The following is a 25,534-nucleotide window of genomic DNA, read 5'->3' as shown; positions in this document are numbered from 1 at the left end:
GGAGTTGTTTAAAATATTCCACTAATTCATAATGGGGTGAAATCATTTGCGGTGGATTCATAATGAAAGATGAGGATATGTTTAGGCTCGACTTCAACAGCCTTAAGGTATTAAAAATACTTGGAGAAGAAAGAAGCGCCAAAGGGGCCGCCGAAAGATTGGGGATTGGTCAGCCGGCGATCAGTAAAGCCCTAACTAAACTCAAAGCTCAATTCTCTGACCCGTTATTTACTCAATCTCCTAACGGGTTAGAGCCAACACCTAAATGCCAACAAGTGTTAATGAGGCTCCCACAAGTTATCGGTGAGATCGGCGAATTGTTTCGAGATGAGTCTTCATTTACTCCTGAAAACTATGAGGGTGAGATCAAAATCCACATTAATTCGTCTCTCAATCACCCGTTGTCCAGTATTTTAATCGAAGTGCTTAATAAACTGGCGCCCAAAGCGACATTACAGCTGGAAGATTGGTCTTATGACACTCAGCAGCAATTAATTTTTGGTCAGGTTGATATTGGGATTAATTTCTTCCCGATTGAAATTTCCCCCGAACTTGATCAACGAATCATTTGCTACCCCCAATTTAAGTTGTGCTGCCGACAGGATCACCCTCTTCGTCATAAGCTGCCCATTACCGTTGAAGATATCGCCAATTCACCGCTTATATTAGCGAAAATGCCGGGCTCATTTGACAACCAAAACTACTTAGAGGCTTACTTAATAAGGCGTGGACACTTGCCTAACGTCATTTTACGTACCGACAAAATTGATATCTGTAGCAAAGTACTTCAACTGACCGACGCGCTCATGCCAGTGAGCGAAGTGGTGCGCCCATTGATGGAGCAAGAGAAATTAATGCTGATAGATGTCGATCACCTTGATGAGGTCACTCACAGCCCCATTGCCTACTACATGTCGAGTCGAGTGATTGAGCGTCCGTATTCCCAATGGTTGATCGATACCGTTTGCAAGGTGATGTATGACATCATAGTGATGTATAGCACCCCAGACTTTGCCTATGTTTACCCAACTATCGATGATGTTGATGTTGATGGTGAGGATAAAAACCATGAAAGATGATGAAATGCTAAGTTTAGACTTTAACAGTTTAAAACTGCTTAAAGTCCTAGATGAAGAGCGCAATACTGGCCTTGCTGCTGATCGGCTTTATCTTAGTCAATCAGCCGTTAGTAAAGCTTTAAAGCGGCTTAGGGAGCAGCTTGAAGACCCGCTCTTTGAGCGAACGGGAGCGGGGCTTATTCCGACAGAGAAGTGTCAAAGGCTACTCAACAAACTCCCTAATATTATCAGCGCTTTGGATGACCTGTATTCCCAAAAAGAAGAATTTACGCCGGGTGATTATACGGGCGACATCTCGATCAATATCAATACCACACTTTGTCGCCCATTAATGACTCACTTATTTCTTCGTTTGCACGAGCTGGCTCCTCATGCAACGGTTAGTCTCGAAAATTGGTCGGTGAAAACGGAGACGAAAATCAAGCAAGGGACCATTGACCTCGCTATTAATTATAAATCGACAGAGCTTTCAAAAGAGATCTCTTCTGTCACTACAAACTACCCAGAGTTTCGACTTTGCTGTCATAAAAATAGCCCTTTAACTCGATTGAAATCCGTATCTATTGAAGACGTTGCTTCATACCCTTTCGTATTGGCTATTATGCCTGACCATGACTTTAGAGGTGGGACATTAATCAGTTACTTCAACAAACGAGGTTATGAACCGAATATATTATTGCGCTCGGATAAAGTGGACATCTGTTTAGATACGGTACGAAAAGTACATAGCGTGATGGGCGTTTGTGAAATTGTTCAATCCGACCTGTTCGATGAGGTGACGTTAATTAATATAAACCATTGGGAAGGGATTGAGCACAAGCCCATCGCCTGTTTTGTTAATTACAAATTCAGGGAAACATCTTACACACGTTGGCTCATTGATACCGTTCAGGAAGTCATCGAAGAGCTATATTGAGTGCTTGGATTAGGTTTCCTATCCTAGTTAAAGCGTCCACTATCGATTAGAACAGGTTAACGAAAACTTCCTGAGGGTTTCATTGGTGTGGGGCAAATAAGGTTTTGCCTCGCGGCGTGCTAGCATCGATCACTGCAAGTTTGGTGACGCATTGGCACATTTATGCAGCAGGCCTAGAAATTTGTGTAACTTAGGGAAACAAACCGCTTATGAATTATCAGACTTTTCAGCCCCACCCAGATTTGGAATCGCTTATCAGTTGCTATTGGACGTTGGACGTTCCTTCAGCAGAAGACACTCAAAGGCAGCGAATCATTCCTGATGGCACCATTGAAATGGCCTTTATACTTGGCGATGACATAAAACGATATACTTCAGAAGACAACTTCATTATTCAGCCTCGCTCTATGGTGCTAGGCCAAACTATTGACCCTTTTTATATAGAGCCAACAGGGTACGTCAATACATTTTCCATTCGCTTCTATCCTTATGGTTTTGCCAATTTTGTCGCTTTACCGCTTAGAACATTGGCAAACAAAGAAACACCAATCGATACGTTGTTTGACGAAAAAACAGCAAAAGAACTGGAACAAGGCATCATTCAAGCCGTCGATACAAAACAAAGAATCGAGATAATCGAATCATTTCTTCTGAAGAAACTCAGTAGTCAGGTGATGGTAAACACCATCGTTAGCACAACGGTCGATGCGCTCTTAGCAACAAAGGGCAGCTCTTCTATTAATGAGATTCTTAAAGAAGACCTATCAAAAAGACGGCAACTTGAAAGGATGTTCGTAAAAAAAATAGGTGTTAGCCCGAAGCAATTAGGCAAATTGATCCGGTTACAAAGTGCCTTAAAAATGTTGCTCAACGAAGAGGGTGAAAACTTGACTAACATTGCCTATGAACATGATTACTATGACCAAGCGCATTTCATCAAAGATTTCAAAGCGTTCACTGGCGTAGCCCCGAAAGAATTTTTAGGGAATGAAAACATGGCCCTCTCTTCCATTTTTTACAAGTGAATTAAATCTGTCGCATTTTTACAATTTCGTTTTGATTCGTAAGGGTAATTTTGTCTCTACATTTTGATTAGTAGCTGTGAGGTCACATGAGCAACGTAACATTTAGGCTTATTCTTACCGTTGCAATATTCATCTTTAGCTATTCGGTTTATAGCGTAGAGAGAGTTGAAATAGAAAAACAAAAGAGCGATTCAACCATAAATATAAGTGAAGCAGATATGAATAATTACATCTCAATTTTCGAAATTCCAGCAACAGATATTTCACGAGCAATCGAGTTCTACCAAGCTATTCTAGAGATTAATATTGAGAAGATGGAATTCCCAGATATGGAAATGGGCTTACTTCCATATGAAGAACAAGCGGTTACTGGTGTAATCGTAAAGAGAGCAGGTTTCCGGCCTTCGGAAAATGGTGTGACGATATATCTGAATGGAGGAGACAACCTTCAAATCATTCTTGATAGAGTCGCAAAAAATAGCGGAAAAATCATCGTTCCCAAAACGGCCCATGCGGATGAAATTGGATACTTCGCCATTTTTCTTGATTCGGAAGGCAATAAATTAGGTTTACACTCACCAAATTGATCGTAGAAAAATTGAGCTCCCAGTGAGAGGTTTTGTTGATCAAATCAGGTTGAGCTAGATTGAACAGCCTCAACATTATTGTATTCAGGGTCAACAGGCTTTTCCATGTTTGTGATAACTGATGCATTGCTAATATTTAAAACAGTGGGACTCGTTTTAGTCTAGTGCATTTACAGTATGCACTTTCTAATTTGAAAGTGCCTAGTTCGGGTGAGTAGCCTTAAGCTTACTCATTTATGCTTCATTCCAAGCCAGAACTCTTTGCTTACATCATTAGACTACTTAATGATATTGCGAATAGAATGCACGCTCGCGGCTGCACATGAATTTCAGTCAACTATAGAGAAAACACAATGATTGTAGAAAGTGTGCTTCCTGAAGATTACGCAGAAATGCTGAATGTTTGGGAAAACTCAGTCCGAGCAACTCATGACTTCATAACAGAAGAAGATATTGAGTTTTTTATACCAATTATCATTGAGAAGGCTTTTCCTGCTGTCACGTTAAGATGTATTAAAAGTAATGATGGCTCAATTCTAGGCTTCGTGGGTATCCATGATTCTAAGGTTGAAATGCTTTTCATCTTAAACGAGGCCAGAGGGCAAGGAATTGGCAAGGTGCTGCTGCAATACGCAATAGAGCAGTTAGGCGCAACCAAAGTCGATGTAAACGAACAAAACCCACAGGCAGTAGGTTTCTACGAGCATATGGGCTTCAAAGTCGTTTCGCGCTCGCCATTTGATGATATGGAAAAACCTTTTCCAATTCTGCATATGACACTTTAAAGCTCGGTTTGTCGTAACCAAGTTTGTTAGAAGAAACGCCCAAAGCTAATAACTTTGGGCGTTTCCGTATACGCGAGCGTTGTTCTAACTTGACTAACCTTTGCCCCATTATAAGTTATGGCAGATTTACTACAGATAAAAATAACTAATAGGTTTTATTGTAAATAATGCGGTTAACTGCGTTACTTAATGTATGAATCTAGAACCTTCAAAACGATTTCCATATCAGCTTCACGCTGCTTTATGTCTTCTTCAAGTACTACGTGTTCTAGTAGATGGCCCTTAATTACCTCACGCATCAAGCCATTTACCGCGCCTCGAATTGCAGCGATCTGCTGTAACACATCTTGGCATTCATGCTCTTCATCTAGTTTCTTTTTTAGACCGTTGACCTGACCTTGTATCTTACTAACACGGGCCTTGAGCTTCTTTTGATCTCTAGTTGTATGTGACATGACATTTCTTCTTTATGTAAGGGCCGACAGATTCTATCAATAATGTAGCACCCACCTTATACTGGGGGGTAGTATTTAATACTGGGGGGGGAGTATGGTTTAAATCAAATTTGATAGGACGCTAGAGGGCAGTAATGGATTTTGTCTCATTATTACAGCAAGGAAACGGCTGGTTTTTTATTCCCAGTGCCATTTTATTGGGCGCTTTGCATGGATTGGAGCCAGGACATTCGAAAACAATGATGGCCGCTTTCATTATCGCGGTTAAAGGGACAGTTAGACAGGCTGCTATGCTAGGGCTAGCAGCCACATTTTCTCACACTGCAATTGTATGGTTGATCGCTGTTGGTGGTATGTATATCAGTCAAAAGTTCACCGCGGAAGCAGCTGAGCCGTGGATGCAACTTATATCGGGAATAATCATCGTTTTAACGGGTCTTTGGATGTTCTGGAGAACCTGGAGTAATGAACGAGCCTGGAATAAAGCGAACCGCCATGCACATGATTGGACAACTCAAGTGGTTAATACCGGACATGGCCATGTGTCTCTGTCCATCGTTAATGAGGATTTACATCGCCGTTTCCAGTTGAAAACACTAAACGGTAAGCCTTTGAATGCGGAAAATGTAAAACTCGTTACTCTTGATCCTTGCTCACAACCGTCTGAGGTTTACTATTTTATTGAGTATGACGGTTACCTTGAATCCGCCTTTTGTATCGAGAAGGCAGATGATATTTCAGTCATGTTAATGATCGGTCACCACGATCATACTCATGATTTTGAAGTGCATTTTCATTCGGAGTCAAGCTCAAACCAAGAGGATACAGAGTACCAAGACGCTCACGAGTTAGCGCATTCTTTGGAAATTCAGAAGCGTTTTGAAAATAGAGATGTCACTAATGGGCAAATTCTTTTGTTTGGTTTGACTGGTGGGCTAATCCCTTGTCCAGCCGCGGTAACGGTGCTGCTAATCTGTTTACAACTCAAGGCGATGACACTGGGTGCTACGTTAGTAGTGTCATTTAGTATAGGCCTGGCTCTAACACTTGTTACGGTGGGTGTTGTTGCGGCCATCGGTGTACAAAAAGCAACATCGAAATGGAGTGGGCTGAATGATTTAGCTCGTCGTGCTCCTTATCTATCCGGCATTTTGATTAGTGCTGTTGGTTTATATATGGGCATGCACGGTTATACGTCTTTAATGAACTAAGCTTTTTATATTTATCCCATTACTCACGAAAATACACAAGGTAACCGCTTCATGTTATGGATTATTACTAAATACGCATTAACTGCTGGCGTTGTTGTTTTGATATCAGAGGTGGCGAAAAGAAGTGATAAGGCTGGAGCACTGATTGCAGCTCTTCCTAGCGTCACTATTTTAGCTTTGATTTGGATGTATATTGAAGGGCAAAGTCAGCAAAAGCTAGCTGATCATGCGTACTATACATTTTGGTATGTACTACCGACATTGCCGATGTTTTTGATTTTTCCATTATTACTGCAACGTTACTCATTTTGGCTTTCTTTAGGATTTTGCGCCATTATTTCAATTGTCTGTTTTTTGGTAGTGGCTACGGTGGTTAAGAGTTTTGGGGTAGATCTTACGTAATTAGAATAAATCACGGTTAATCTATATGTTTTGTTATAATATAACATTATTCAGTTTTACTTCTCATCCAACTTTCGGCGATGGTATATGGTTTCTAAAGCAATAAGACAATCTGTTAGCTTGCTGTTGTTGTTGATTGTTTCAGTTTGTATGACCTCATCTGCCATCGGCGAGTTTCGATCACATGGCTTGTCTGTTGCACACACGATCAAAAATCACCATGATCATTCATTGACTCACTCACATAGTGTGGATAGTGAACACTTGTTTCAACATGATGCAAGTAATCACAACCATAGTTACGATAGCGCTTCTCTTAGGGTGTTTAGTATTGCCTCATTATCTGAGTTGATGACTACATCTTACGTGAGACAAACTGATGGAACGCCAAATTATAATCCTTTCAAAATAGAACGTCCTCCTAAGATCTTGTTAATTACTTGAAACGGCCGCAATAAGCGGTAAATGAACATTTAACAAACAATGGTTTTAACTATGAATTTATTCGTTTTACACGAAGTGAAAGCAGTGCCTATCTGTTGGGCTACTCTGCTTCGGAAGGGGATTGTTTATCTTATCCTAGCCTTACTTTTAGTAGTAAGTACTGATGTTTTTGCGCATGCTGTAGCGCAAGGCGATAAGGGCTATATCCAAGAAATTACAGGTACCAATATCATCTCGTTCATGTATTTAGGGGCGAAGCACATGGTGACAGGGTATGACCATATTCTGTTTCTATTTGGTGTCATTTTCTTCCTATACAAAATGAAACATATTGCTCTGTATGTGAGCCTATTTGCTCTGGGGCATTCATCTACCATGCTACTTGGCGTGTACTTTAATATAGGTATCAATAGCTACATAATCGATGCGATCATTGGCTTATCTGTCGTCTATAAGGCAATGGATAATTTAGGGGCATTTCAACGTTGGTTTGATGTACAGCCAAATCCTAAGTTAGCAACGTTGTTATTCGGTTTCTGTCACGGTTTCGGGTTGTCGTCAAAAATCATTGAATATGACATTTCTCCTGATGGGTTAATTCCAAATCTACTTGCATTCAATATAGGTGTAGAAATAGGGCAACTGCTGGCTCTTGGCGGTATTTTGATTGTTATGGGCTTCTGGAGGCGACAGACCAGTTTCTATCGTCAAGCCTACTCAGTTAATGTCGTTATGATGAGCTTAGGTTTCATGCTGATCGGCTATCAATTAACGGGCTACGTTGTCGCTCAGTAAACAGAAAAGGAATCAATTATGTACAACACAGATATACCAAATCGTGCCGAGTTACCGACAACCAAACAGCTTGTTCACTCAACCTTTATCGCACTAGCAACCGCTATTGTACTGCTCATCACAGTCATTCTGCCTGCAGAGTACTCTCTTGATCCAACTGGAGTGGGCAAAGTACTGGGATTAACTGAAATGGGTGAGATTAAAGCCCAATTAGCCCAAGAGGCGGAAGAAGATCAAGCTAACAACGTAAGTGTGGCCGCCACAAAAACTCTCCAAAATGAGGCTGTTATAGGTGAACCTGAAGTAGCGCCTCAACAATTTGAGGTAACTTCTCCAAAGCCTGAAGTTGCGATTGCAGTGGAGCCTGTTTGGAAAGACAAAATTATGCTTTCACTAAAGCCGGGCCAAGGTGCGGAAGTTAAATTGGTTATGGAAAAAGGCCAAGTTGCCCAATTCAAATGGACATCGAAAGGTGGTCCTGTTAACTACGATACTTATGGTGATGGCAATGGAAATTCGATCAGCTATGAAAAAGGGCGCGGAGTTCCCAATGACGAAGGAGAATTGGTAGCGGCTTTCACTGGAAACCACGGTTGGTTTTTCCGTAACCGAAATGACAAAGTTGTTATGGTTATCTTGAGAACGAATGGTGATTACGCGGAGATGAAGCGGGTTCTATAATTAAGCCGCCCCTTACAATGCTTACCATTGTAAGGGTTTTTACTACGAAAATCTCCGTTAATTTCTTCATTGAGGACCAATTGCCCTAATTAAAAACAGAATAAGCTCAATCTCGAAGGTTTTTCAATTTTCAAAGCGATACGTGACAAACTGATAGGATGTAATAGGCTTAGATTAGCTGTTACATGTGCTTGTAACTTGGAGTTTGATGTACGTTGCGAGATAACCATCACTTTATCCTTAAGGAAACTCTAATATAGTCTATGGGTTCGTAATATCATCCCTTTTTGTTTGATTAGTGGTGTATTGACAGAATTGACTTTATCATTGAATACGTCGGTTCTAAATTTTGATGTAGGGAGGCATTCAATTGAAACAGTTGTATTCGAGCCTATGTGTAATATTGAGCTTAATGAGCTTATCTATTGATGCTGCAGAGATAAAAATTTTCACTTGGGAGGAGTATTTTTCGAGTGAAGTGATTGCTGACTTTGAAACACAATCAGGGCATACCGTTTCACTGGTGTATTTTGATAGTGAAATCGTACGTGATCTTGTTGTGTTTTCTGGGAAAGCGACAGCATACGATCTTTTTATATTAGATGCAGGTACACTTCAAAGTTTAGAGGAACATGGACTTCTAACAGATATATCTACAGTACTTCTACCTAATAGTACTTCATTTAGTGCGGGGTCAAATGAAGCATGTACAACACTAGGGATTCCTTACGCGTTTGGTTCGATGGGAGTGGGTATTCGAACAACTAAAGTAAAGAATCCAATTATAACTTGGATGGATGTTTTTGATTACGTGATGGAACATCCTCAAACGGTTGTATTTCCAGCGGATGACATCGATACCGTCGCAATTGCACTCCTTGCTCTTGGCTTTCATCCAATGACCGATGATGCGTTCGAATTAAAACAAGCGTATTCACTTTTAAAGAAAGTAAGTGATGATCTATTGGACTTAAGAAATGCAGCGGGTTATGCACTAGATAAGAAAAAAGATTCACAAATGGATGTAGCTGTTTTTTATTCTGGAGAGAAATTACTGATATCGAATGCTACGAAGCAGGAGGATTGGCACTATATGATTCCCAGTGATGGCACCATTATTTGGTATGAGTGTCTTTCTAGCCATAGAGATAAGGGACTGAGTCAGGCGACAATAGATTTTTTAAACTACCTCAACCAACCTTATAATGTAGTAAGAAATGCTGAAAATATGTGGTTCGCAACAACGAGTTTGGCTGTAGAAGAGCTGGCTTCTCCAGATTATAAAAATGATAATGAACTCTTTCCATCGGGATTGAATACGAAAAATAGTTATTTATATGAGCAATTGAGTAATGAGTCAAAAAATATAAGAAGTAATATTTTGTCGGTGTTGATGAAGAATCATGTAGGTAATGAAAATTGAAATTGTCATCCAAAATTAATATTATTTTGTTACCCGTTATGGTGGTGGTTTTTTCGGCTGCAGGTGCATTTTCTTATAATAGCCAAAGAATACAGCTAGTATCTTCTCTATCAGATACGGTGGAGAACGAACTTGAACATACGTCTCAAGCGTTGATAATCGCATTTCATGAATTAGAATCAAAAACTTATATGATGCTAGAGAATCGACACCTCCAGAATTATTTTAGAAATCAGTCCATAGATTCTAGTCACTATTACCTAAAGAAAGAATTGATAGCGTATGCGGAACAGCTTGAGTTACAGTATAGCAGCCTCCGATCCTTCGCATTATTAGATTCAACGGGAGAGGAGGTTGTGTATTATGATGGTATAGACCCATTTTCAGAAGTATCTGATATCAGTATTGTTTCTAAACATATCCCAGAGTTTTTAAATTCTGTAGGTAAGAAGGGAATAAAGTCTGTAAAAACCACTTCGTACCAACTATCAAAAGTAGGTGAAGCTGATTTTGAGCTATCATTGATTAAGTCCTTTTCTCCAGATCAAAGCTTGTCTTTAAATACTTTTTCTAAAGGTCATAAAATATACTCATTTGTAATGGTTTTTAAATTAGATAGTCTTTATGAGATATATCATCATATTGAGGATAAAATAAAAATACCAGTTAGTGTTGAAATAATCCCTAGTAATTATTCAAATTCACTAAAGGTAGAGAATGAGATAACTAATAAACAGTCTTCAGGGCACTCTTTAAGCGTTCATCTTAATAATGAACTTTGGGGTATAAAAATCAACTTGAACAGTGGCGATGTTGAAAAATTGTTTAAGCCTTATCAGTGGATGTTTATTGTCATTGTTATAGTGGTTACCTGTATAACCTTTATTATGCTTAAGATGTTGATTATTAGTCAAATTATAGATCCTGTTGTAAAGCTTACTAAACAAGTGGAATCAGCATCATCTAATGATTCTTTCTTTATTGAAGGAGCTTCTGGTAATGACGAAGTATCGATATTAACCAATAAATATATTGCCCTCATTTCTGATCTTAATAATCTGGCAAAATATGATAAATTAACAGGGTTACCTAATAGAAATAGATTTACATCGGATCTTGGTAGAATTTACTCGAATAGTAGAAAATATAATGAGATGTGTGCTGTTATATTTTTTGACCTCGATAACTTTAAGCATGTTAACGACCAATATGGCCACCAGACAGGTGATATGCTGCTAAAGACCTTTTCTAGTAACTTGGTGGATAGCTTTGTCGATTTTGATTGGGATAATATTAAAGTTAGCGAGTTTGAGTTTTCTCGCTTAGCTGGAGATGAATTTGCTATTGTGGTTGGTGGTATTGAGGAATTAGATGTACTATCTTTATTCTCACAGAGAATAATTGATCAGTTTAATCAGGGGTTTACACTTGATGATATAAGTTATGATATTGGTGTGAGTATTGGGATATCAGTTTATCCTAATGATGCAACTAATGAGACTGAGCTATTAAAAAATGCCGATGCAGCTATGTATTCAGCTAAAAGTTCAAATGAAAAAAATACATATAGATTTTATTCAGAAAAATTGGATTTGGAAATAAAAAGATATGATGAAATAAATGGCTTGATTGGCTCGTCACTAGAAAATAATGACTTCAACCTCGTTTATATGCCAATTTATGACTGTGTGAACGGTTCAATGATAGGGGCAGAGGTATTACTTCGGGTTGATTCTCCTTGTTTGTCTGATATTGGACCGGCTGAATTTATTCCTGTTGCAGAATCATCAGGGAAAATCAAAGACATCGATTACTGGGTAATTGAACATGCATTAGAGCAATTGTCTATATGGATCGAAGAATGGGGTTTTAATGGGGTTTTGGCGATTAACTTCTCTTCATGGCAATTGTCTAATGTCGAATTTGTTAATAAAGTTGAAGGGTTGATCAAAAAATATGGTGTTGCTCCACACCTGGTTGAATTTGAAATTACAGAGACCTGTTTTGTGCCGGGGGTGAATAAAAATATAGCTATATTGTCGGAATTACATGATTTAGGTGTGAAGATATCGCTTGATGACTTTGGTACGGGTTATACTGCATTTAGTCAACTAATCGATTACCCAATAGATACACTTAAGGTTGATAGAATGTTTGTTGAGGCAATAGATGAAGATACTACTGGAAAGCCACTAATTGATATTATTGTAGAGATGGCTCGTCTTTATGATTTAAAAGTTGTTGCAGAAGGGGTGGAAACTCGGCGACAGTTTGACTATGTTCAGCACATTGGTTGCCATCAAGTTCAAGGTTATTTTTTGTCAAAACCTCTTAAAGGAGAAACGTTTATTCAACAATGGGCCAAGGTTTAGTTTATTCTATTAGCAAAGATTAAATCACTTTCTCCTAAAGCGTAAATGAAACTCACTAGTGCGCTCGAATGAGGATACGGAGATGTCTCCCTCATGTGCAAGAACAATAGATTTTGTGATCGCTAACCCGAGCCCAGCACCTACTGTGCTGTTATGTTGTCTTGATTTGTCTGCTCTGTAGAAACGTTCAAAAAGGTACGGAAGAGACTCTTCAAGGATAGGCTCTCCGATATTTTTGATTTTTATAGAGTTGTAGTCGCCATCTTCAGCAATCAATATCGTGATACAAGAGTGAGCATCGCAGTGCCTTAAAGCATTGGAAAGGATATTGCCTATGGCTCGCTTAAGCATATCTTTGTCGCCAAATTGGTTTACCTCGATTCCATTCACCTCAATGGTTACATCTTTTTCATCAGCGACGATTTGGTAATACTCAACTAATGGCAAAATAAGACTTTTTAAGTTTAACTCTTCTTTATTGCTATGTAGAAGTTGGTTTTCTGTTTTTGCTAAATAAAGGGTGTCACTAATGGTTTTGTTTAATCTTTCTAGCTCCTCAGCATTGGACACGAGTATGTTTTGATACTCTTTCTCGCTTCTTGTCGATGAAAGAGTGACTTGAGTTTGAGTCATGATATTGGTTAATGGTGTTCTTAGCTCATGAGCAATATCGGAAGAGAACTCACTAAGCCGATGAAAACCTTGTTGCAAACGGTCGAGCATCTCATTTTGAGTCCTCACCAATTGGGAGAGCTCTTTAGGAAGCCCTTCTAGTGGAACTCTAATATCAAGCCGATTGGCGCTCACTTTAACTAGATATTCCTGCAAATCTTGTAAAGGTTTTAACCCCCTACGTACCGTGAAAATAGAATACAACCCGGCAACTGAGCTGGTCAGTACAAACGTCCACAGTAAGACTATGTTGAATTTATTGATAAAGTTCGTGTGGTGGTTGATATTAAGAGCTAGAACCATTGAGTTATGTAACGGTGATTCAAGCCCAAATTGAAAACCTCTGTAATGCTGCCCATTAGCTGTCCATTCAATCGTACTTTCTTTGCTAGCCCCTTCAGGTAAAGAAAGCTCACTATTTGCAAACGTTATGACATTGTCTTTGTTAAGTAGCCAATAATAGGTCGAGTTGAGTGGAGGGTTCGATACTGCAGAGGTGTCTTGCTGCTCAATGGCCCTAGAGATTGCATGTGCTTTTCCTTGTAGAAGTTGGTAGTCCTGCTCATAGAAGTGGTGCTCTATTGAATACTGAACGATTAACGAAAAGGAGGCGAGTACAACAAATGAAGAAGTAAAGCACATTAGAATAAGCCTAGAGGCCATTGATTGCTGTCGCATTATTTTCATTCTTGGATATCATCGAGTTTATAACCCATTCCTCTGACGGTATGGATAAGTTTGATTTCATAGGGTTTGTCGATTTTGGATCTTAGTCTTTTTACTGCGACATCAATAACGTTAGTATCACTATCAAAGTTCATATCCCAAATTAATGAAGCAATAAGAGAACGAGACATCACCTCTCCACGCTTTTTCATAAAGAGCTCAAGTAGTGAAAACTCCTTTGAGGTGAGTGTTATGTTATCGCCATTTCTGTGGGCAGTACGCTTTAATAAGTTGAGGGATAAATCGGCAATGGCCAGGGTAGTGTCCGATTTAGTATGTCCATTTTGAACTCTTAACGCATTTTTGACTCTAGCGAGTAACTCGACGAAGGCAAAAGGTTTAACGACATAATCATTCGCGCCCAGCTCCAACCCTTTGACTCTGTCTTCCACTTGATCTTTGGCAGAGAGTATAATGATGGGGGTATGTAATCCGCTACTTCTCATGGTTTGTAATACTTGCCAGCCGTTTAGATTCGGCAGCATGATGTCCAAAATAACGAGATCATAATGTTGACTGGTCGCTTGGTACAAACCATCGACACCATCAGAGGCGAGGTCGACGATATAACCTGATTCTGTAAACCCCTTCTTTAAATAACTTCCCGTTTTTGCTTCGTCTTCTACAATTAACAACTTCATTTTCTAGGTACCATAGTTTGGAAGATAGAAACTCATATAACGGGTATTTTATCCTAGATGGTTATAATTAGAGTCTTTTATCTCTTTTTTTGTATTGGTATTAAACAAGTTTTTAACGGGTATGACTGTGATGATTCCTTCATCTTCTCCAACGTTATGCAGTTCATTGAGCAACTTTTCTACGATGTGATTAGTTTTGCTTTCACCAATATAGATATCCATTTGATAATAGGCATTCATACTATGGCTATCGATCATATTCGCGAATTCACCGCGGCCTTGAACTTTAAAGACAGTAAAGCGACGAACGCCCTCGTTTGTTAACATATCTTCAATTTGAACGAGTAACTGCTCTATGAAAATGGCGGAAATTTTGTTGATCATGATGCCCCCTAAGTAACGCTCCTACGGTTCAATAGGAGCGTAATCAAGTAACTAATTATTAGAAACGCGTTCTGCGTAGTGGTAACTGACGTTTACTTGACCTTTATAGAGAAGCTCTCCGTCAGCATTCATTAACTCTTTGACTGTAATGTAGCCATTTTCATTTAGGTGTACTTTACGTCTATCGATATCTATGCTGGCAATTCTTAAATCCCTGATCAGTTCTTGTGGCGTGCTGTTATTTAATGATTGAAGTTGTTCCAATCCAAGTTTATATGCCTCTTGCGCTGTTCCCACTGGTTCAGTTTGAATGGTTCGTGTGCCTGATCTTTCGACAAGGTTTCCAGAGGTTGAGAAGTATTGGCCTGCAAAAACGTTCGCACTTAATACAGTGAGTGAAGTCGCCATTAACGCTGTTTTAATCAATTTCATCAGTGATTCCTTTTGTTTACATGATGTTTTGAACTTGAGGTAATCTTAGCGTGCTAGTAGTGACGATTTACCGACTGTCGCATGACATTTTTGTCATTTAGCTTTGTGTCAGATAGCCGTTAGGATTTTTCTTAATGCTGTGGTGTGTAGATGAAAAACAAAGAGCGGATCTGAATAGATTCAGATCCGCTCTTTGTTTTTCATAGGGGGGGGGAGGTAGATAGGTGACTAATCTTTCTACCTTTGATTTCAAAAAGGCATTAAGCTTTGAACTGTTCGTCTTTTTTTTCATTATCTAGGCTGGTATCGGCAGAGGGTGCATTATCAGCTTGATGTTTTGTGCCTTTATCGTACTGGGACATCATAAATTTCATCATAACTCCGTGCATCACCAAACATAAAATAATTGGGAGTAGTGCCGAGCTAAGAAATGAAAAACTGAAAAGGTTTATTGACGGGGATAGCATTAAGATAGGAATACCTATCATGATTAAAGCACATAAAATCATCATCCAACCGTGACCTTTATGACCACCTTTACTTGTGTGACAACTGCCTTTCTTGTTATTAGAATCCATATCATTTCCTCAAATAAGAGTTTTCTTAACTGGTATCGATTTTAACTTGTTCTTTCTGTCAGGAATGAGGGTGTTGAGATGACATTTTTGTCATGTAGTATTTTTATCATGCATTTTAATAGGTAAAGAGCTTACGACTCTTTTAACGAAGAAAGGTTATATGAATTCAATTACCGGTGTGGTTGGGTTGCTGCTATGAGCTACATTAGTACTCCTTGGTCGTAAAGATAAAGGTATTTTCAATAGTTTGAATAATCTATGAAGTGCTAATTTAGGAGTGTCGATAACTCGGAAATGTCCAACGATGTTTCGGCATCGGGCGATGCTGGACAAAGTTTACTTGGCATTAGCGTATCTGGGGCCCTTAACTCAAAGCTGTCGGGTGGACGACACTTGTTACCAAGTGCCGTCTCCCTAAGAACCCAGCGTGCAACTTTCACTGCGCTAGGCTCAAGCCTCCACAAAGGCACCAAATGATACCCAGCAACTTATAAAGCAGTGAAAACAGGTTCCTTCCAAGAATTACGAGCTAACCTTTTGAGTTTTCTCTTCGCCAAGTATTCTTGGTACTGAGGATCAAAAGGTGTTGCGGAACTCCTGATTTTTACATGTCTTTGAATCGGCACTTTGGCTATTTGAAACAGATTGAACTGACAATCCATATTCATGATCTTCTGCCAACCGTGAAACTGCCATTGGCCTTTTCGGTTGATGAAGTATTTTAGGGCGATCCAAGTTTTAGACTTTGTTGGATGACGCCTTTTAGCCCAGTGCCATAACGTATGGAATAGCTTGTGACCCACATATCCGAATACCTGTTTTGCAACGCTGTGTCGATAGTAGTTCGACCAACCCCTGAGTTTCGGATTTATCAGCTTGATAAGATCGTTCACTGGAAGGGTCACGTGCTTTTTGATGAGTTCTCGCAGATTGCTTAAGAACATCAACGTGTTGGATTTACTCGGTTTAATGAGTAGTTTTCCTTTGTACTTCCTATGGTTAAAACCTAAGAAGTCAAAGCCATCGTTGATATGAGTAATGTGCGTTTTCTCTTCAGATAATGTTAAGCCTCGTTCTGCTAAGAAATCAGCAATCAACGGTTTGATATCGCTCTCTAGCACTTCCTTTGAAGCGCAAGTGACGACGAAATCGTCGGCGTAACCAATAAAGTTAGCTCTAGCGCCCTTTTTGAGGGCGGTGGACTTTATCTGCTGTTCAAGGCCTGCGAGAGTCATTAGCATCAAGGTCGGAGATATAATCCCACCTTGTGGTGTGCCCTCATCAGTGCGATAAAACAGCCCTTTATCCATAAAGCCAGACTTTAGTCATTGTTCTAACATTCGTTTATCAACGGAGATGTTATCCATAAGCCATTGATGTCCGATCGTGTCAAAACAGGCTTTTATATCGCCTTCAAGAACCCATTTATAGGACTTCTTTAGAGCCAAACATTTGAAGCACTGATCGACTGCGTCGGCAGTGCCGCGGTTGGGTCTAAATCCATAGCTATTTGGATCGGCAAGCATCTCCGATATAGGCTCTAGTGCTGTAAGATAAAGCGCTTGCTGTGCTCTATCTATCATGCACGGGATACCCAGAGGTCGAAGTTTGCCATTCTTTTTAGGGATATAGATACGCTTGAGTGGTTTGGCTTGATATGCCTTTCTACTCAATTGATTGACTGCTTTCATACGGCGCGCATCCGTGTTCCAGATGACACCGTCTATTCCTGGCGTTTTACTGCCTTTGTTTTGAGATACTCGCTTAATAGCAAGAAGTTTTGCTGAGCGAGAGTGAGTCAGTAGCCACTGTAAGGCTTTTGCTTTGCCGTGTTTACCTTCTCGAGTTGCCTTTGCGATACGCATCTGAAGCTTTAATACATGCGATTCAACGGATTTCCAGTCTATTGACTGCCATTGTGCGCTGTCAGGAGAGGCACTAATCTCTTTAGAAATCATCATTTGCATTTCTCCTTGAATAAAGTTCTTCAAACTCTCTCGCAACGAGAGACCAGTTGGAAGTGGGCTCACTTTCGTGATCAGACATAAGTCTGTATCTGCGTCATTACAATGCAGCCTTTGCTTTTTCCAACCTCCTATACCTGCATCACTATCGGCCACAGGGGCTTTCCCAGAGGGAGACAGGCTTACCGTGTTCCGTATGTCGCGCAATGTCAGTGTAGATGCCCGCTATAGTGCGGAGAGCTCAACGATCACGAAAGAGCATGGGGCAATCTCTTTCCGACTCTCGCGCCTTTTGGCTACAGCGTATTAACCACTTCCGCTGTTTCATAACATAACGCACCTTACGCGGATTCACTTATGTTCATCATGCTGACTACCTAGCACTCACCCGATGTTGTGGTTATCAGGAGGATCGTCCTCTCACGATTCAAATCCCGAATGGCCAAGACCATTCTTCATTACATTGTCAGGCTCGCTACTTTATTCAGAGCCCTAGGTTCATCTGGTGATACAGATGGTTCACACGTTAAGCGGTGAACAGCGCTTCATACGACTTCACGTCGCACGCCCCTTTATCATTTAGAGTACAAGCTCATCATATGCGAATCTTCGGGTGTTTCCCTTACAAAAGATAATTCCAAAAGTAATATAATTTATCGTATTTAATGAGTGTGTTCTCATGTTATAAGTTTGCTGTGCGGTATTTTCTTGGTGTTTGCTTGAACAGCTTTTTGAAAGCCTGAACAAAGGCAGAATCAGAAGCGTACCCCAACTCAAGAGCGATCTCCTGAATGGTCATTTTGGAATCTAACAATTGCAAAGATAAAACTAGTCGTATGTTTTGCCGCCATAGTGCAAACGATTGAGAGAACTCTTTCGAGCAGAGTCTGGATAATGTGCGCTCAGACGCGCCGACTTTTTTTGCCCATTCTTTTAAAGTAAACGGTAAATCTGGTTGTTGTTTAAGCTGTACAAAAATAGAGAAAAGGCGCTTATCAGTAGGAATTAGTAGTGGTATCTCATAACTTTCTGCTACCTCGATTTGATCTCGCAACACCATCAGCAAATGTGTGATATTGGATTCTGATTGTGCGAGTGTATTAGTTTCAAACAGAAGCTGTATCAACTCTTTGATGAAGGAGTTTACCTGGCAGGATTTAGGCTCGCTTCCATACTGAACATTTTTTCTTGGGTTGAGGTAAATCGCTAAAAATTGGGTATCTGTAATAGCAACGGATTTATGAACTGTATTTGCAGGTATGAAAAGCATGCCATTATGAGGGACGATCCCACTTTTATCACCAATGTCTGATTGTAACAATCCCTGACGTGGAAATACGATTTGGTGCCATGGATGTGAGTGGAAATCATCAATATATCCAGAGGCCATGTTGGTCATTTTAGTTATGAGCTGTTTATCAGGGAAGTCTTTGATTATGTCATTAGCTTGCATATTTGGCGACTTGTCTACATTGAATGTCAGTTAGTGTAAATTACGCCACTAAGATTTGGTATAACATCTTCAGTCTATTGTTAAGTAAAAGGTCTAAAGATGCGCATCCATTTCATTATCCATGAACATTTTGAGCCTCCTGGAGCTTATGAAGCTTGGGCGAGGAAACATTGTCATACCATAACCTACTCTCGAGTATACCTAGGAGAGCCTGTCCCCCAAGACATTGAAGAAATAGATTTTCTGATTGTGATGGGAGGCCCTCAAGACCCTTCGACGACAACTGAACAATGTCCTTATTTTGATACGAGGGCAGAGCAAGTCATCATTTCAAAAGCTATTGAAGCCGGTAAGGCAGTGCTCGGTATCTGCTTGGGTTCGCAACTGATAGGTGAAGCGTTAGGTGCACGCTATGACCATAGCCCAGAGCGTGAAATAGGTAAGTTTCCTGTCACGCTTACTGATATAGGTCTAAAGCATCCTTTATTTTGCCACTTTGGTAAAACCTTGGATGTGGGTCATTGGCATAATGATATGCCAGGGCTGACAAGTGATGCTCAAATTCTTGCGTATAGCGAAGGTTGTCCGAGGCAAATAGTTGCTTATGGAGACTTAGTCTTTGGCTTTCAATGCCACATGGAATTGACGAAAACTGTTGTAGCAATGCTCATTGAAAATGATGAACAGCCTGAAGACGCTAAATCCCGATTCGTCGAGGATCCAGATGTATTGATTAATCATGATTACGATGAAATGAATCAGAAATTACATGAGTTTTTAGATAAGTTAGAAAGTTACTATAAATCAAAGCACTAAGTGGTTTTTCATTGTTTCATCAACGAATGTTCGGATCTGCGTAGCCGCATTTATATGCTACGTACGGAATAATTATGGATGTAGATTTTCACGTGTATATGCCTGTTCTGACAATTATAGGAACCCTTACTCTTGGAGCCATGAGTCCAGGGCCAAGTTTCATCTTTGTTGTCAGATGTGCAGTTTCTCTTTCCCGATGGCATGGTATTTCAACAGCGATAGGTATGGGGACAGGTGCTTTGATTCTTTCTATTGCAGCTTTACTAGGATTACAAACTATCTTCAGTGTGATGCCGATTAGCTTTATATTGTTTAAAGTCTGTGGAGGATGCTATCTTATTTTTCTTGCATTTGGGATAGTGAAATCGGCAAGTATTCAGTTACAAACCATAGATACTAAGGGAAGTAATAACGCCTCTTTATTTCGTTCATATTTTCTGGGTTTAGGAACTCAGCTCAGCAATGCCAAAACGATGATAGTGTTTGCCAGGGTTTTTACAACATTGCTTCCTCAAAATATCCCCACATCTTTTTATATTGCTATTCCGATCTGTACATTTTTGAGCAACACAGGTTGGTATCTTGCTGTAGCTTTAATTCTGTCTGTCAAGGGACCACGCTGTACGTATTTGAGGTTTAAAAAACTGTTTGACTATCTATCCGCCTCTGTCATTGGAGTGTTAGGCGCGAAATTAATGGTTAGTAATTAATATGATTTTCATTTCCCATTTTGGTAATACATCAAAATGAGATCTTTTCTGGTTTATAAAAAGGATTAACTTGGACTAAGCCAAATCAGCTTTGCGATATTTGAAGTTATCTGCATGCAGCTAATTTAGAAAAATCGCTAACTTGGAAATGTCCAGATGTGTGCTGACGGGGTATGAAACACGAAAATGCCCTGTCTTAAGGTGAGCCCATTGAGTCGCTGAATGAGCTCGTATTCATTCACTAAGCTATAGATTAATGACAAACAACGTTTTGATCATCTCTTAGAAACCAAGAAATCCACTTTCGTTTGGAGTTTAAAACGAAGCCCTCCCCAAGGCTAATTCCATTGGTAATCAATCCGTCAATATTTTCATCATACGCTTTCGTGGTGAAATTCCATTCTTCACTACTTATCCGTTTCCCTTGAAGAAGAGCGTCATTGAGGAGTTGGCTCTTAATGACGATAGCTAGGCCTTTTGTTTCACTGATACCCAAACCTGGCTCAGAAATACGACCTACAGCAACTGGTACCTTTAAAGTGCATGCCTTCTCACCTTGACGAGTAAATGAGTAGGTTGCAACCCCAACTCGACCATTAAGCCAAAGGAGTTGTCCTTGAGTCATGTTGTCGACAGACAGAGTTCCAAAACTACCTGTGGGTGATATAGTTGCGGCCCAGCTATATGCAGAAACAAAAACTGATAAAAAAATATGCAGAATGATTACTTTTTTCATACTAAAGCCTCCCCGTCGAGGTGAGTATTGGTCGATTGAGATAACAAATATATCAACCAGAACGGTCCTACTATCGGTATGAAAAAGACTAGTCCCCAATAGCCAGATTTGTTGATATCGTGCAGTCTACGAACAATTACTGAAAGCATAGGGATGAAACTTACAACGCTATAAATAGTGTCGAACCATGTTGTCATATTCATAGAAATATCTGCCGTAATGCAGCCTATCGCTACCAATGTGTGTACTAAAAGAAACATCCAACATTCTTTGCGGGACGAACAACCAGAAAAGTCTAAACTTCGCTTCCAAGCTAAAAAATAGTATTTCATAAATGCCACCTCAATATTTTACTGATGGTGATATTTTGCCTCGGAACAAGTGGTATATACGTCTCAAAACAGGTTTTAGGTCGTTCTTAAACCTGTTTTGGTCTATGTTGCGTTTTCAATTGTATTTCATCGAGTTATCCTTGATATTCACCGAAAGTGAGAACTCATTTATCAATCTAGGACTTGCTATGCTTGCGATACCTGTTCCGTTCGTTGTTTCCATGTTACTTGGACTACTTGCGATATCACTTTATGCTCAGCTTTCCCTGCAGGGTAAAGTCGCTAGCATGTTTTTAGGGTTATGTGCTGTGACCACCTCAATTGTTGGTTTACGATGGACATTTGGACTTAGCATTTTCAGCATCGCGCAACCTATTCTGGCCTCCATAATTCCTGTTGCTGCGTGGTATGCGTTTGCACATGCCAATCGTGATTTGGGCACCTTGCCTATTAAGCATTTTGTTGCGCCATTATTCGTCGTTATTAGCGCGGTATCTCAACCTTGGTTAGCACTTCCACTAGATGTCCTACTTACTTTAATTTACGCTTGCTATGGAGTGGCACTAATCCGCTTTTCGTCAAAAGAAACAGCACTGATTAATGTCTCATTAGGGAATTGGGAAGGAGTAAAGAAAGCGGAGAATATTGCGGGATGGATGTTGATGTTTTCAGCGTGTGTAGACACGCTCATGTCGTTAGATTTCACTTTTAATCAAGGTGGATTTTCACTGTATATCCTTACTGCAGCACATTTGATTCTTCTACCCGTGTTATCGATAGCTGTAGTTGTAGTTGGTATTAATACACCTGTTTCAGATGAGTTAGAATCTAAACAAATCAGCTCCAATGACGAGACAAGCAGTTCCCAGGTAATGACCATTGAGAGGGCTCACGAGATCACTTCTCTGTTAGACTCCAAAATCCGACAAGACAGACTTTACTTAGACCCTGAGCTAACCCTTTCAAAACTGACACGAAAGTTAGGTATACCAGCAAAACAAATTTCAATTGCAGTTAATCAGGTACACGAAAAGAATATTTCTAAGATCATAAATGGGTATCGCATAGAGCATGCCAAGCACTCCTTGGATACGTCACAAGATACTATTACACAAATATTCATGAATTCTGGTTTTCAGACCAAGTCTAACTTTAATCGTGAGTTTTCAAGAGTCGTGGGAATGACCCCAAGTGAATACCGTAAAAGTAAAGCTCAGCACCCTAAGTAAGTTTCACTATCAATATTGAAAATCTAATAGCCAACTTAGCCATACATGAAGTAATTCATGATTTGCTAAATTAGCAGAATCGCTAACTTGGAAATGTCCAAAATCTTCATAAACCCGGTATTTGTAGCTCCCAGTATATGTAGCTACATTTCCACAGCTCCAAGAAAAAAACCTCATTGCAACGCAACGAGGGCTTAAATCAAATTCCAATAATCTAACCGCAGTTTAATTCATAGCGTAGTGTTTTCTTGCTGCATTAAGGATCTTGGTGGCTTCCACTTCGTCACCCCAGCCTTTCAGTTCCATGCCACCGTCTGGGCCTTTGTAGTTTACAAACCATAGACCAACAATGTCTTGAACACCTGGGTAGGTAGTGTTTAGCTCGTTGAGAGAAGTAACATCTTTAAATGGTGAGTCGTTAGTGAGAACGCCAACGAGTTTGTCGTCTTGCTCGCCATCATCTAGCATTTTTATCACACCGATTAGTCGAACAGGAACAACCTCACCACGTGGTACAGACTGTCCAAGAACAATCACATCTAACGGGTCGCCATCACCACCAAACTCTTTTGGTAGTGCTGTACGTGGGATAGAGCCGTAGTTACCTGGGTAGCCAAGGTAGTTAACCACGCGTGGTGCGCCTTTTTTGTGTTCCCAGATAACTTGCTTGTCATTGTCTTTGCTTAGTTCCCACTTAGCGGAAGTTCCTGTTGGGATCTCTACAATTGCATTGACGATGCCATTAGTAGAAGCTGCTAGGTAATCATTAAAGCTTGAGTTTGCTTCAAGGGTGAATTGGTCTAATTGTTTTAGTACAGGAGCTGACGCCGCTGCTAAGTCATAGCTTAAACCATTGGCAGTAGATGTTGTTTTGTAACGCAGCATGTAGTCAACCTTACCGCGCTCTTTGAACAGTTTATCGAAGCCTTTTTGGTTGTATGCACTAAACTGACCCATCTGCTTAACCGAAAGCTTTGAGCCACCAACGTTGTTGATATCCATAGATAGGATATGGTTGCTCACCGTATTGACTGCCTTTGCGTAACCTTCAGTAGAATTTAGATCAAAGTCTGCTGCATCAATCGCTTTGCGTACTTCTTTAGACCAGTAGAACTCTAAGAACGGAACTGGCTGATTTGGCTTGTTCCAGCCCACATCACGAGAAAAGTACATCAGTGAGCGGTATTGATCGTTAGCGAAGTTGGTTAGCCCAAGAGAGGTTGGAAGTTGTTGATAGCTAATCACTTCGCCGTTGTTGTCAAATAGCCATGTATTGCCGTCTTTTGCCATTTGGTTCCAGAATGCATCCATGTTTTTGAGATTGCGGTAATCTTTATCAACCACCACATTTACATTGAACGATGCGCCACCTTGCGGCATGCGGTAGAACACATTGAACGTATGGTGACCGTCAGTCAGGTAGTATTCACCGTTGGGTGCGATAACTGCTGTCTTCATGTCTTTTTTACGTGCACCTATTTCCATTTCACAGACGAAAGTCGATGGAATATTAGGGTGTGCTTGGTCTTTGATGCTCGCTACGCCTTTTTGGCCGTTGGCTTCACAGATTTCATCAAACATCTTTTCTTGGTCAAATTGGTAACGACCTAACTTGTACATAATTTGATCATAACCCACAGATGGTTGAGTTGGTTTTAACTGATGGAGACCAACGTTAATAACATCTCCTTCAGAGACATTGCTTGCGTGAGTTGGTAAAGCGAAGATAGCCAGAGCGCCAATTGTGACAAAGATCCTAGTTTTATTCATAAGTCCTTCTATATATAAAATAAAAATTCATGCGTTAAATTAATATGCAATCGTTATATTAATATTTCACTTTGATAAAGAAGATGTTGCAGTCGTTCTGTGGTGGGGGACTGATTTCGACCTACCGTTTATCGGCTTTGCTATACATTAGCTAATCCGTTAAGTGCAAATTTAGTAAGACCTGTAAAATAGTTTTGTCCAGTTTCGATTTGGATAGCTCTTTTATCCAATTGCTCTCTTATTCAATGTGATCACATCTAAACCTCCTCTGAGATGCTGTCCGACTGTGATGACCATGTGATGACCAATCAATAAGGAGGTCATTATGGTGGTTTTCTACAAAACGAAACGAAGTGGAGTCAAAAAGCCTTTTCGGCTTGAGGAAATTTGGCGGATCAGAACCAGATTAGAAATTGAAAATAATTTAATGCAACTTACCTTGCTCAACTTAGCCATCGATAGCAAGCTTAGAGCGAGTGATTTGCTTTCCCTCAGGATTTTCGATGTATCTTCGCAAGATAGGATATTTAACCGCGTTAAGCATATTCAGCGCAAAACAGATATTGAAGTTCAATTTGAGATAACGACAAGAACTCAGCAGAGTCTAATGAAATGGATTTTGATGGCTTCGCTACATGACAGCAATTTTATTTTCCCAAGCCAAAGGCGAAACGATAATGAAGTACAGCGCTCAGAAGGGAGTAACATACGTAAGGTTACATTACACTCGATGAGGCGAACAAAAGCGACGTTAGTCTACGCAAAAACGAAAAATATCCGAGCGGTGCAGCTACTACTTGGTCATACCAAGGTAGATAATACAATCCGCTATCTTGGGGTTGAATTAGAAGATGCATTGTTGCTTTCAGAAGGTACTGAGTGTTAATCGAAAAGAAACCTAAATACTTAGGTATTT

The 25,534-nt window shown here is 40.0% G+C and carries 26 protein-coding genes and 1 pseudogene; 16 read left to right on the top strand and 11 right to left on the bottom strand.

All coding sequences use genetic code 11. The annotated features are described in order from the left end of the window. The first annotated feature begins 62 nt into the window (after window positions 1-62). The 5 genes from KP803_RS14620 to KP803_RS14600 all read left to right on the top strand — a co-directional run bounded on the left by KP803_RS14620 (window position 63) and on the right by KP803_RS14600 (window position 4,392). The gene (locus tag KP803_RS14620; protein WP_248009582.1) at window positions 63-1,079 is read left to right on the top strand and encodes a LysR family transcriptional regulator; all 1,017 of its coding nucleotides are present in this window, start codon (window positions 63-65) and stop codon (window positions 1,077-1,079) included. Further along, window positions 1,069-1,995, top strand: coding sequence for a LysR family transcriptional regulator (locus tag KP803_RS14615; RefSeq protein ID WP_248009581.1), 927 nt, complete (start codon window positions 1,069-1,071; stop codon window positions 1,993-1,995). The genes KP803_RS14620 and KP803_RS14615 overlap by 11 nt, the downstream gene beginning before the upstream one ends. Before the next feature lie 209 nt (window positions 1,996-2,204). After that, on the top strand, window positions 2,205-3,020 hold the full coding sequence (locus KP803_RS14610; protein WP_248009580.1) for an AraC family transcriptional regulator: 816 nt from the start codon (window positions 2,205-2,207) through the stop codon (window positions 3,018-3,020). A gap of 86 nt (window positions 3,021-3,106) precedes the next feature. Next, window positions 3,107-3,607, top strand: a complete 501-nt coding sequence (locus KP803_RS14605; protein ID WP_248009579.1) for a VOC family protein — start codon at window positions 3,107-3,109, stop codon at window positions 3,605-3,607. 353 nt (window positions 3,608-3,960) lie between these two features. Continuing rightward, on the top strand, window positions 3,961-4,392 hold the full coding sequence (locus KP803_RS14600; protein ID WP_248009578.1) for a GNAT family N-acetyltransferase: 432 nt from the start codon (window positions 3,961-3,963) through the stop codon (window positions 4,390-4,392). Window positions 4,393-4,574: 182 nt separating this feature from the next. Here the strand turns inward: KP803_RS14600 and rcnR are convergent, their stop codons facing one another. Then, window positions 4,575-4,847, bottom strand: coding sequence for a Ni(II)/Co(II)-binding transcriptional repressor RcnR (gene rcnR / locus KP803_RS14595; protein WP_248009577.1), 273 nt, complete (start codon window positions 4,845-4,847; stop codon window positions 4,575-4,577). Between the two features lie 134 nt (window positions 4,848-4,981). Between rcnR and KP803_RS14590 the strand changes: the two genes are divergently transcribed. From KP803_RS14590 to KP803_RS14565, 6 genes are all read left to right on the top strand, one after another. After that, the gene (locus KP803_RS14590) at window positions 4,982-6,058 is read left to right on the top strand and encodes a nickel/cobalt efflux protein RcnA (RefSeq protein ID WP_248009576.1); all 1,077 of its coding nucleotides are present in this window, start codon (window positions 4,982-4,984) and stop codon (window positions 6,056-6,058) included. Window positions 6,059-6,109: 51 nt separating this feature from the next. Then, window positions 6,110-6,460 (top strand): DUF3147 family protein, encoded by a 351-nt coding sequence (locus tag KP803_RS14585; protein WP_248009575.1) that lies wholly within the window; start codon window positions 6,110-6,112, stop codon window positions 6,458-6,460. Window positions 6,461-6,955: 495 nt separating this feature from the next. After that, entirely contained in the window at window positions 6,956-7,699 is a 744-nt protein-coding gene (locus KP803_RS14580; protein ID WP_248009574.1) for a HupE/UreJ family protein, read from the top strand. A gap of 18 nt (window positions 7,700-7,717) precedes the next feature. Then, window positions 7,718-8,380 (top strand): transmembrane anchor protein, encoded by a 663-nt coding sequence (locus KP803_RS14575; RefSeq protein WP_248009573.1) that lies wholly within the window; start codon window positions 7,718-7,720, stop codon window positions 8,378-8,380. Window positions 8,381-8,792: 412 nt separating this feature from the next. After that, entirely contained in the window at window positions 8,793-9,803 is a 1,011-nt protein-coding gene (locus tag KP803_RS14570) for an extracellular solute-binding protein (protein WP_248009572.1), read from the top strand. Beyond that, a complete protein-coding gene (locus KP803_RS14565; protein ID WP_248009571.1) occupies window positions 9,800-12,175 on the top strand; it encodes a putative bifunctional diguanylate cyclase/phosphodiesterase in 2,376 nt (791 codons plus the stop codon). Before KP803_RS14570 ends, KP803_RS14565 begins: the two co-directional genes overlap by 4 nt. A 24-nt stretch (window positions 12,176-12,199) precedes the next feature. Here the strand turns inward: KP803_RS14565 and KP803_RS14560 are convergent, their stop codons facing one another. The 5 genes from KP803_RS14560 to KP803_RS14540 all read right to left on the bottom strand — a co-directional run bounded on the left by KP803_RS14560 (window position 12,200) and on the right by KP803_RS14540 (window position 15,608). Then, window positions 12,200-13,525 (bottom strand): heavy metal sensor histidine kinase, encoded by a 1,326-nt coding sequence (locus KP803_RS14560; RefSeq protein ID WP_248009570.1) that lies wholly within the window; start codon window positions 13,523-13,525, stop codon window positions 12,200-12,202. Between the two features lie 5 nt (window positions 13,526-13,530). Next, window positions 13,531-14,214: a heavy metal response regulator transcription factor gene (locus KP803_RS14555; protein ID WP_248009569.1), complete on the bottom strand. Its 684-nt coding sequence runs from the start codon at window positions 14,212-14,214 to the stop codon at window positions 13,531-13,533. A gap of 48 nt (window positions 14,215-14,262) precedes the next feature. Further along, entirely contained in the window at window positions 14,263-14,598 is a 336-nt protein-coding gene (locus KP803_RS14550) for a P-II family nitrogen regulator (protein ID WP_248009568.1), read from the bottom strand. A gap of 51 nt (window positions 14,599-14,649) precedes the next feature. Continuing rightward, on the bottom strand, window positions 14,650-15,030 hold the full coding sequence (locus tag KP803_RS14545; RefSeq protein WP_248009567.1) for a DUF3316 domain-containing protein: 381 nt from the start codon (window positions 15,028-15,030) through the stop codon (window positions 14,650-14,652). Window positions 15,031-15,290: 260 nt separating this feature from the next. Beyond that, window positions 15,291-15,608: a hypothetical protein gene (locus KP803_RS14540; protein WP_248009566.1), complete on the bottom strand. Its 318-nt coding sequence runs from the start codon at window positions 15,606-15,608 to the stop codon at window positions 15,291-15,293. A gap of 294 nt (window positions 15,609-15,902) precedes the next feature. On the opposite strand from KP803_RS14540, the gene KP803_RS14535 reads away from it, so the two are divergent. After that, on the top strand, window positions 15,903-16,085 hold the full coding sequence (locus KP803_RS14535) for a hypothetical protein (RefSeq protein WP_248009565.1): 183 nt from the start codon (window positions 15,903-15,905) through the stop codon (window positions 16,083-16,085). Between the two features lie 11 nt (window positions 16,086-16,096). Here KP803_RS14535 and ltrA read toward each other — a convergent pair. Next, window positions 16,097-17,569, bottom strand: a pseudogene (gene ltrA, locus KP803_RS14530) (group II intron reverse transcriptase/maturase). 685 nt (window positions 17,570-18,254) lie between these two features. Then, window positions 18,255-19,025: a helix-turn-helix transcriptional regulator gene (locus KP803_RS14525; protein WP_248009564.1), complete on the bottom strand. Its 771-nt coding sequence runs from the start codon at window positions 19,023-19,025 to the stop codon at window positions 18,255-18,257. Between the two features lie 99 nt (window positions 19,026-19,124). Between KP803_RS14525 and KP803_RS14520 the strand changes: the two genes are divergently transcribed. Together KP803_RS14520 and KP803_RS14515 are read left to right on the top strand one after the other, a co-directional pair. After that, complete coding sequence (locus KP803_RS14520; RefSeq protein ID WP_248009563.1) at window positions 19,125-19,841, top strand: type 1 glutamine amidotransferase; 717 nt, start codon at window positions 19,125-19,127, stop codon at window positions 19,839-19,841. Between the two features lie 74 nt (window positions 19,842-19,915). After that, window positions 19,916-20,551 (top strand): LysE family translocator, encoded by a 636-nt coding sequence (locus KP803_RS14515; protein WP_248009562.1) that lies wholly within the window; start codon window positions 19,916-19,918, stop codon window positions 20,549-20,551. A 253-nt stretch (window positions 20,552-20,804) separates the two neighbouring features. Here the strand turns inward: KP803_RS14515 and KP803_RS14510 are convergent, their stop codons facing one another. Further along, window positions 20,805-21,287, bottom strand: coding sequence for a hypothetical protein (locus tag KP803_RS14510; protein WP_248009561.1), 483 nt, complete (start codon window positions 21,285-21,287; stop codon window positions 20,805-20,807). Continuing rightward, entirely contained in the window at window positions 21,284-21,619 is a 336-nt protein-coding gene (locus KP803_RS14505; RefSeq protein ID WP_282437288.1) for a DUF805 domain-containing protein, read from the bottom strand. Before KP803_RS14505 ends, KP803_RS14510 begins: the two co-directional genes overlap by 4 nt. 188 nt (window positions 21,620-21,807) lie before the next feature. Between KP803_RS14505 and KP803_RS14500 the strand changes: the two genes are divergently transcribed. Beyond that, window positions 21,808-22,848, top strand: coding sequence for a helix-turn-helix domain-containing protein (locus KP803_RS14500; protein ID WP_248009560.1), 1,041 nt, complete (start codon window positions 21,808-21,810; stop codon window positions 22,846-22,848). A gap of 225 nt (window positions 22,849-23,073) precedes the next feature. Here the strand turns inward: KP803_RS14500 and KP803_RS14495 are convergent, their stop codons facing one another. Then, complete coding sequence (locus KP803_RS14495; RefSeq protein ID WP_248009559.1) at window positions 23,074-24,618, bottom strand: ParB-like protein; 1,545 nt, start codon at window positions 24,616-24,618, stop codon at window positions 23,074-23,076. A 325-nt stretch (window positions 24,619-24,943) separates the two neighbouring features. On the opposite strand from KP803_RS14495, the gene KP803_RS14490 reads away from it, so the two are divergent. Then, window positions 24,944-25,504: a tyrosine-type recombinase/integrase gene (locus KP803_RS14490; protein WP_248009558.1), complete on the top strand. Its 561-nt coding sequence runs from the start codon at window positions 24,944-24,946 to the stop codon at window positions 25,502-25,504. Window positions 25,505-25,534: the final 30 nt, after the last annotated feature.

The sequence above is a fragment of the Vibrio amylolyticus genome (genome assembly GCF_023145695.1).
Lineage (GTDB): Bacteria > Pseudomonadota > Gammaproteobacteria > Enterobacterales > Vibrionaceae > Vibrio > Vibrio amylolyticus.
Note: the sequence above shows the minus strand (reverse complement) of the source record. Positions and strands in the feature narration are given on the sequence as shown.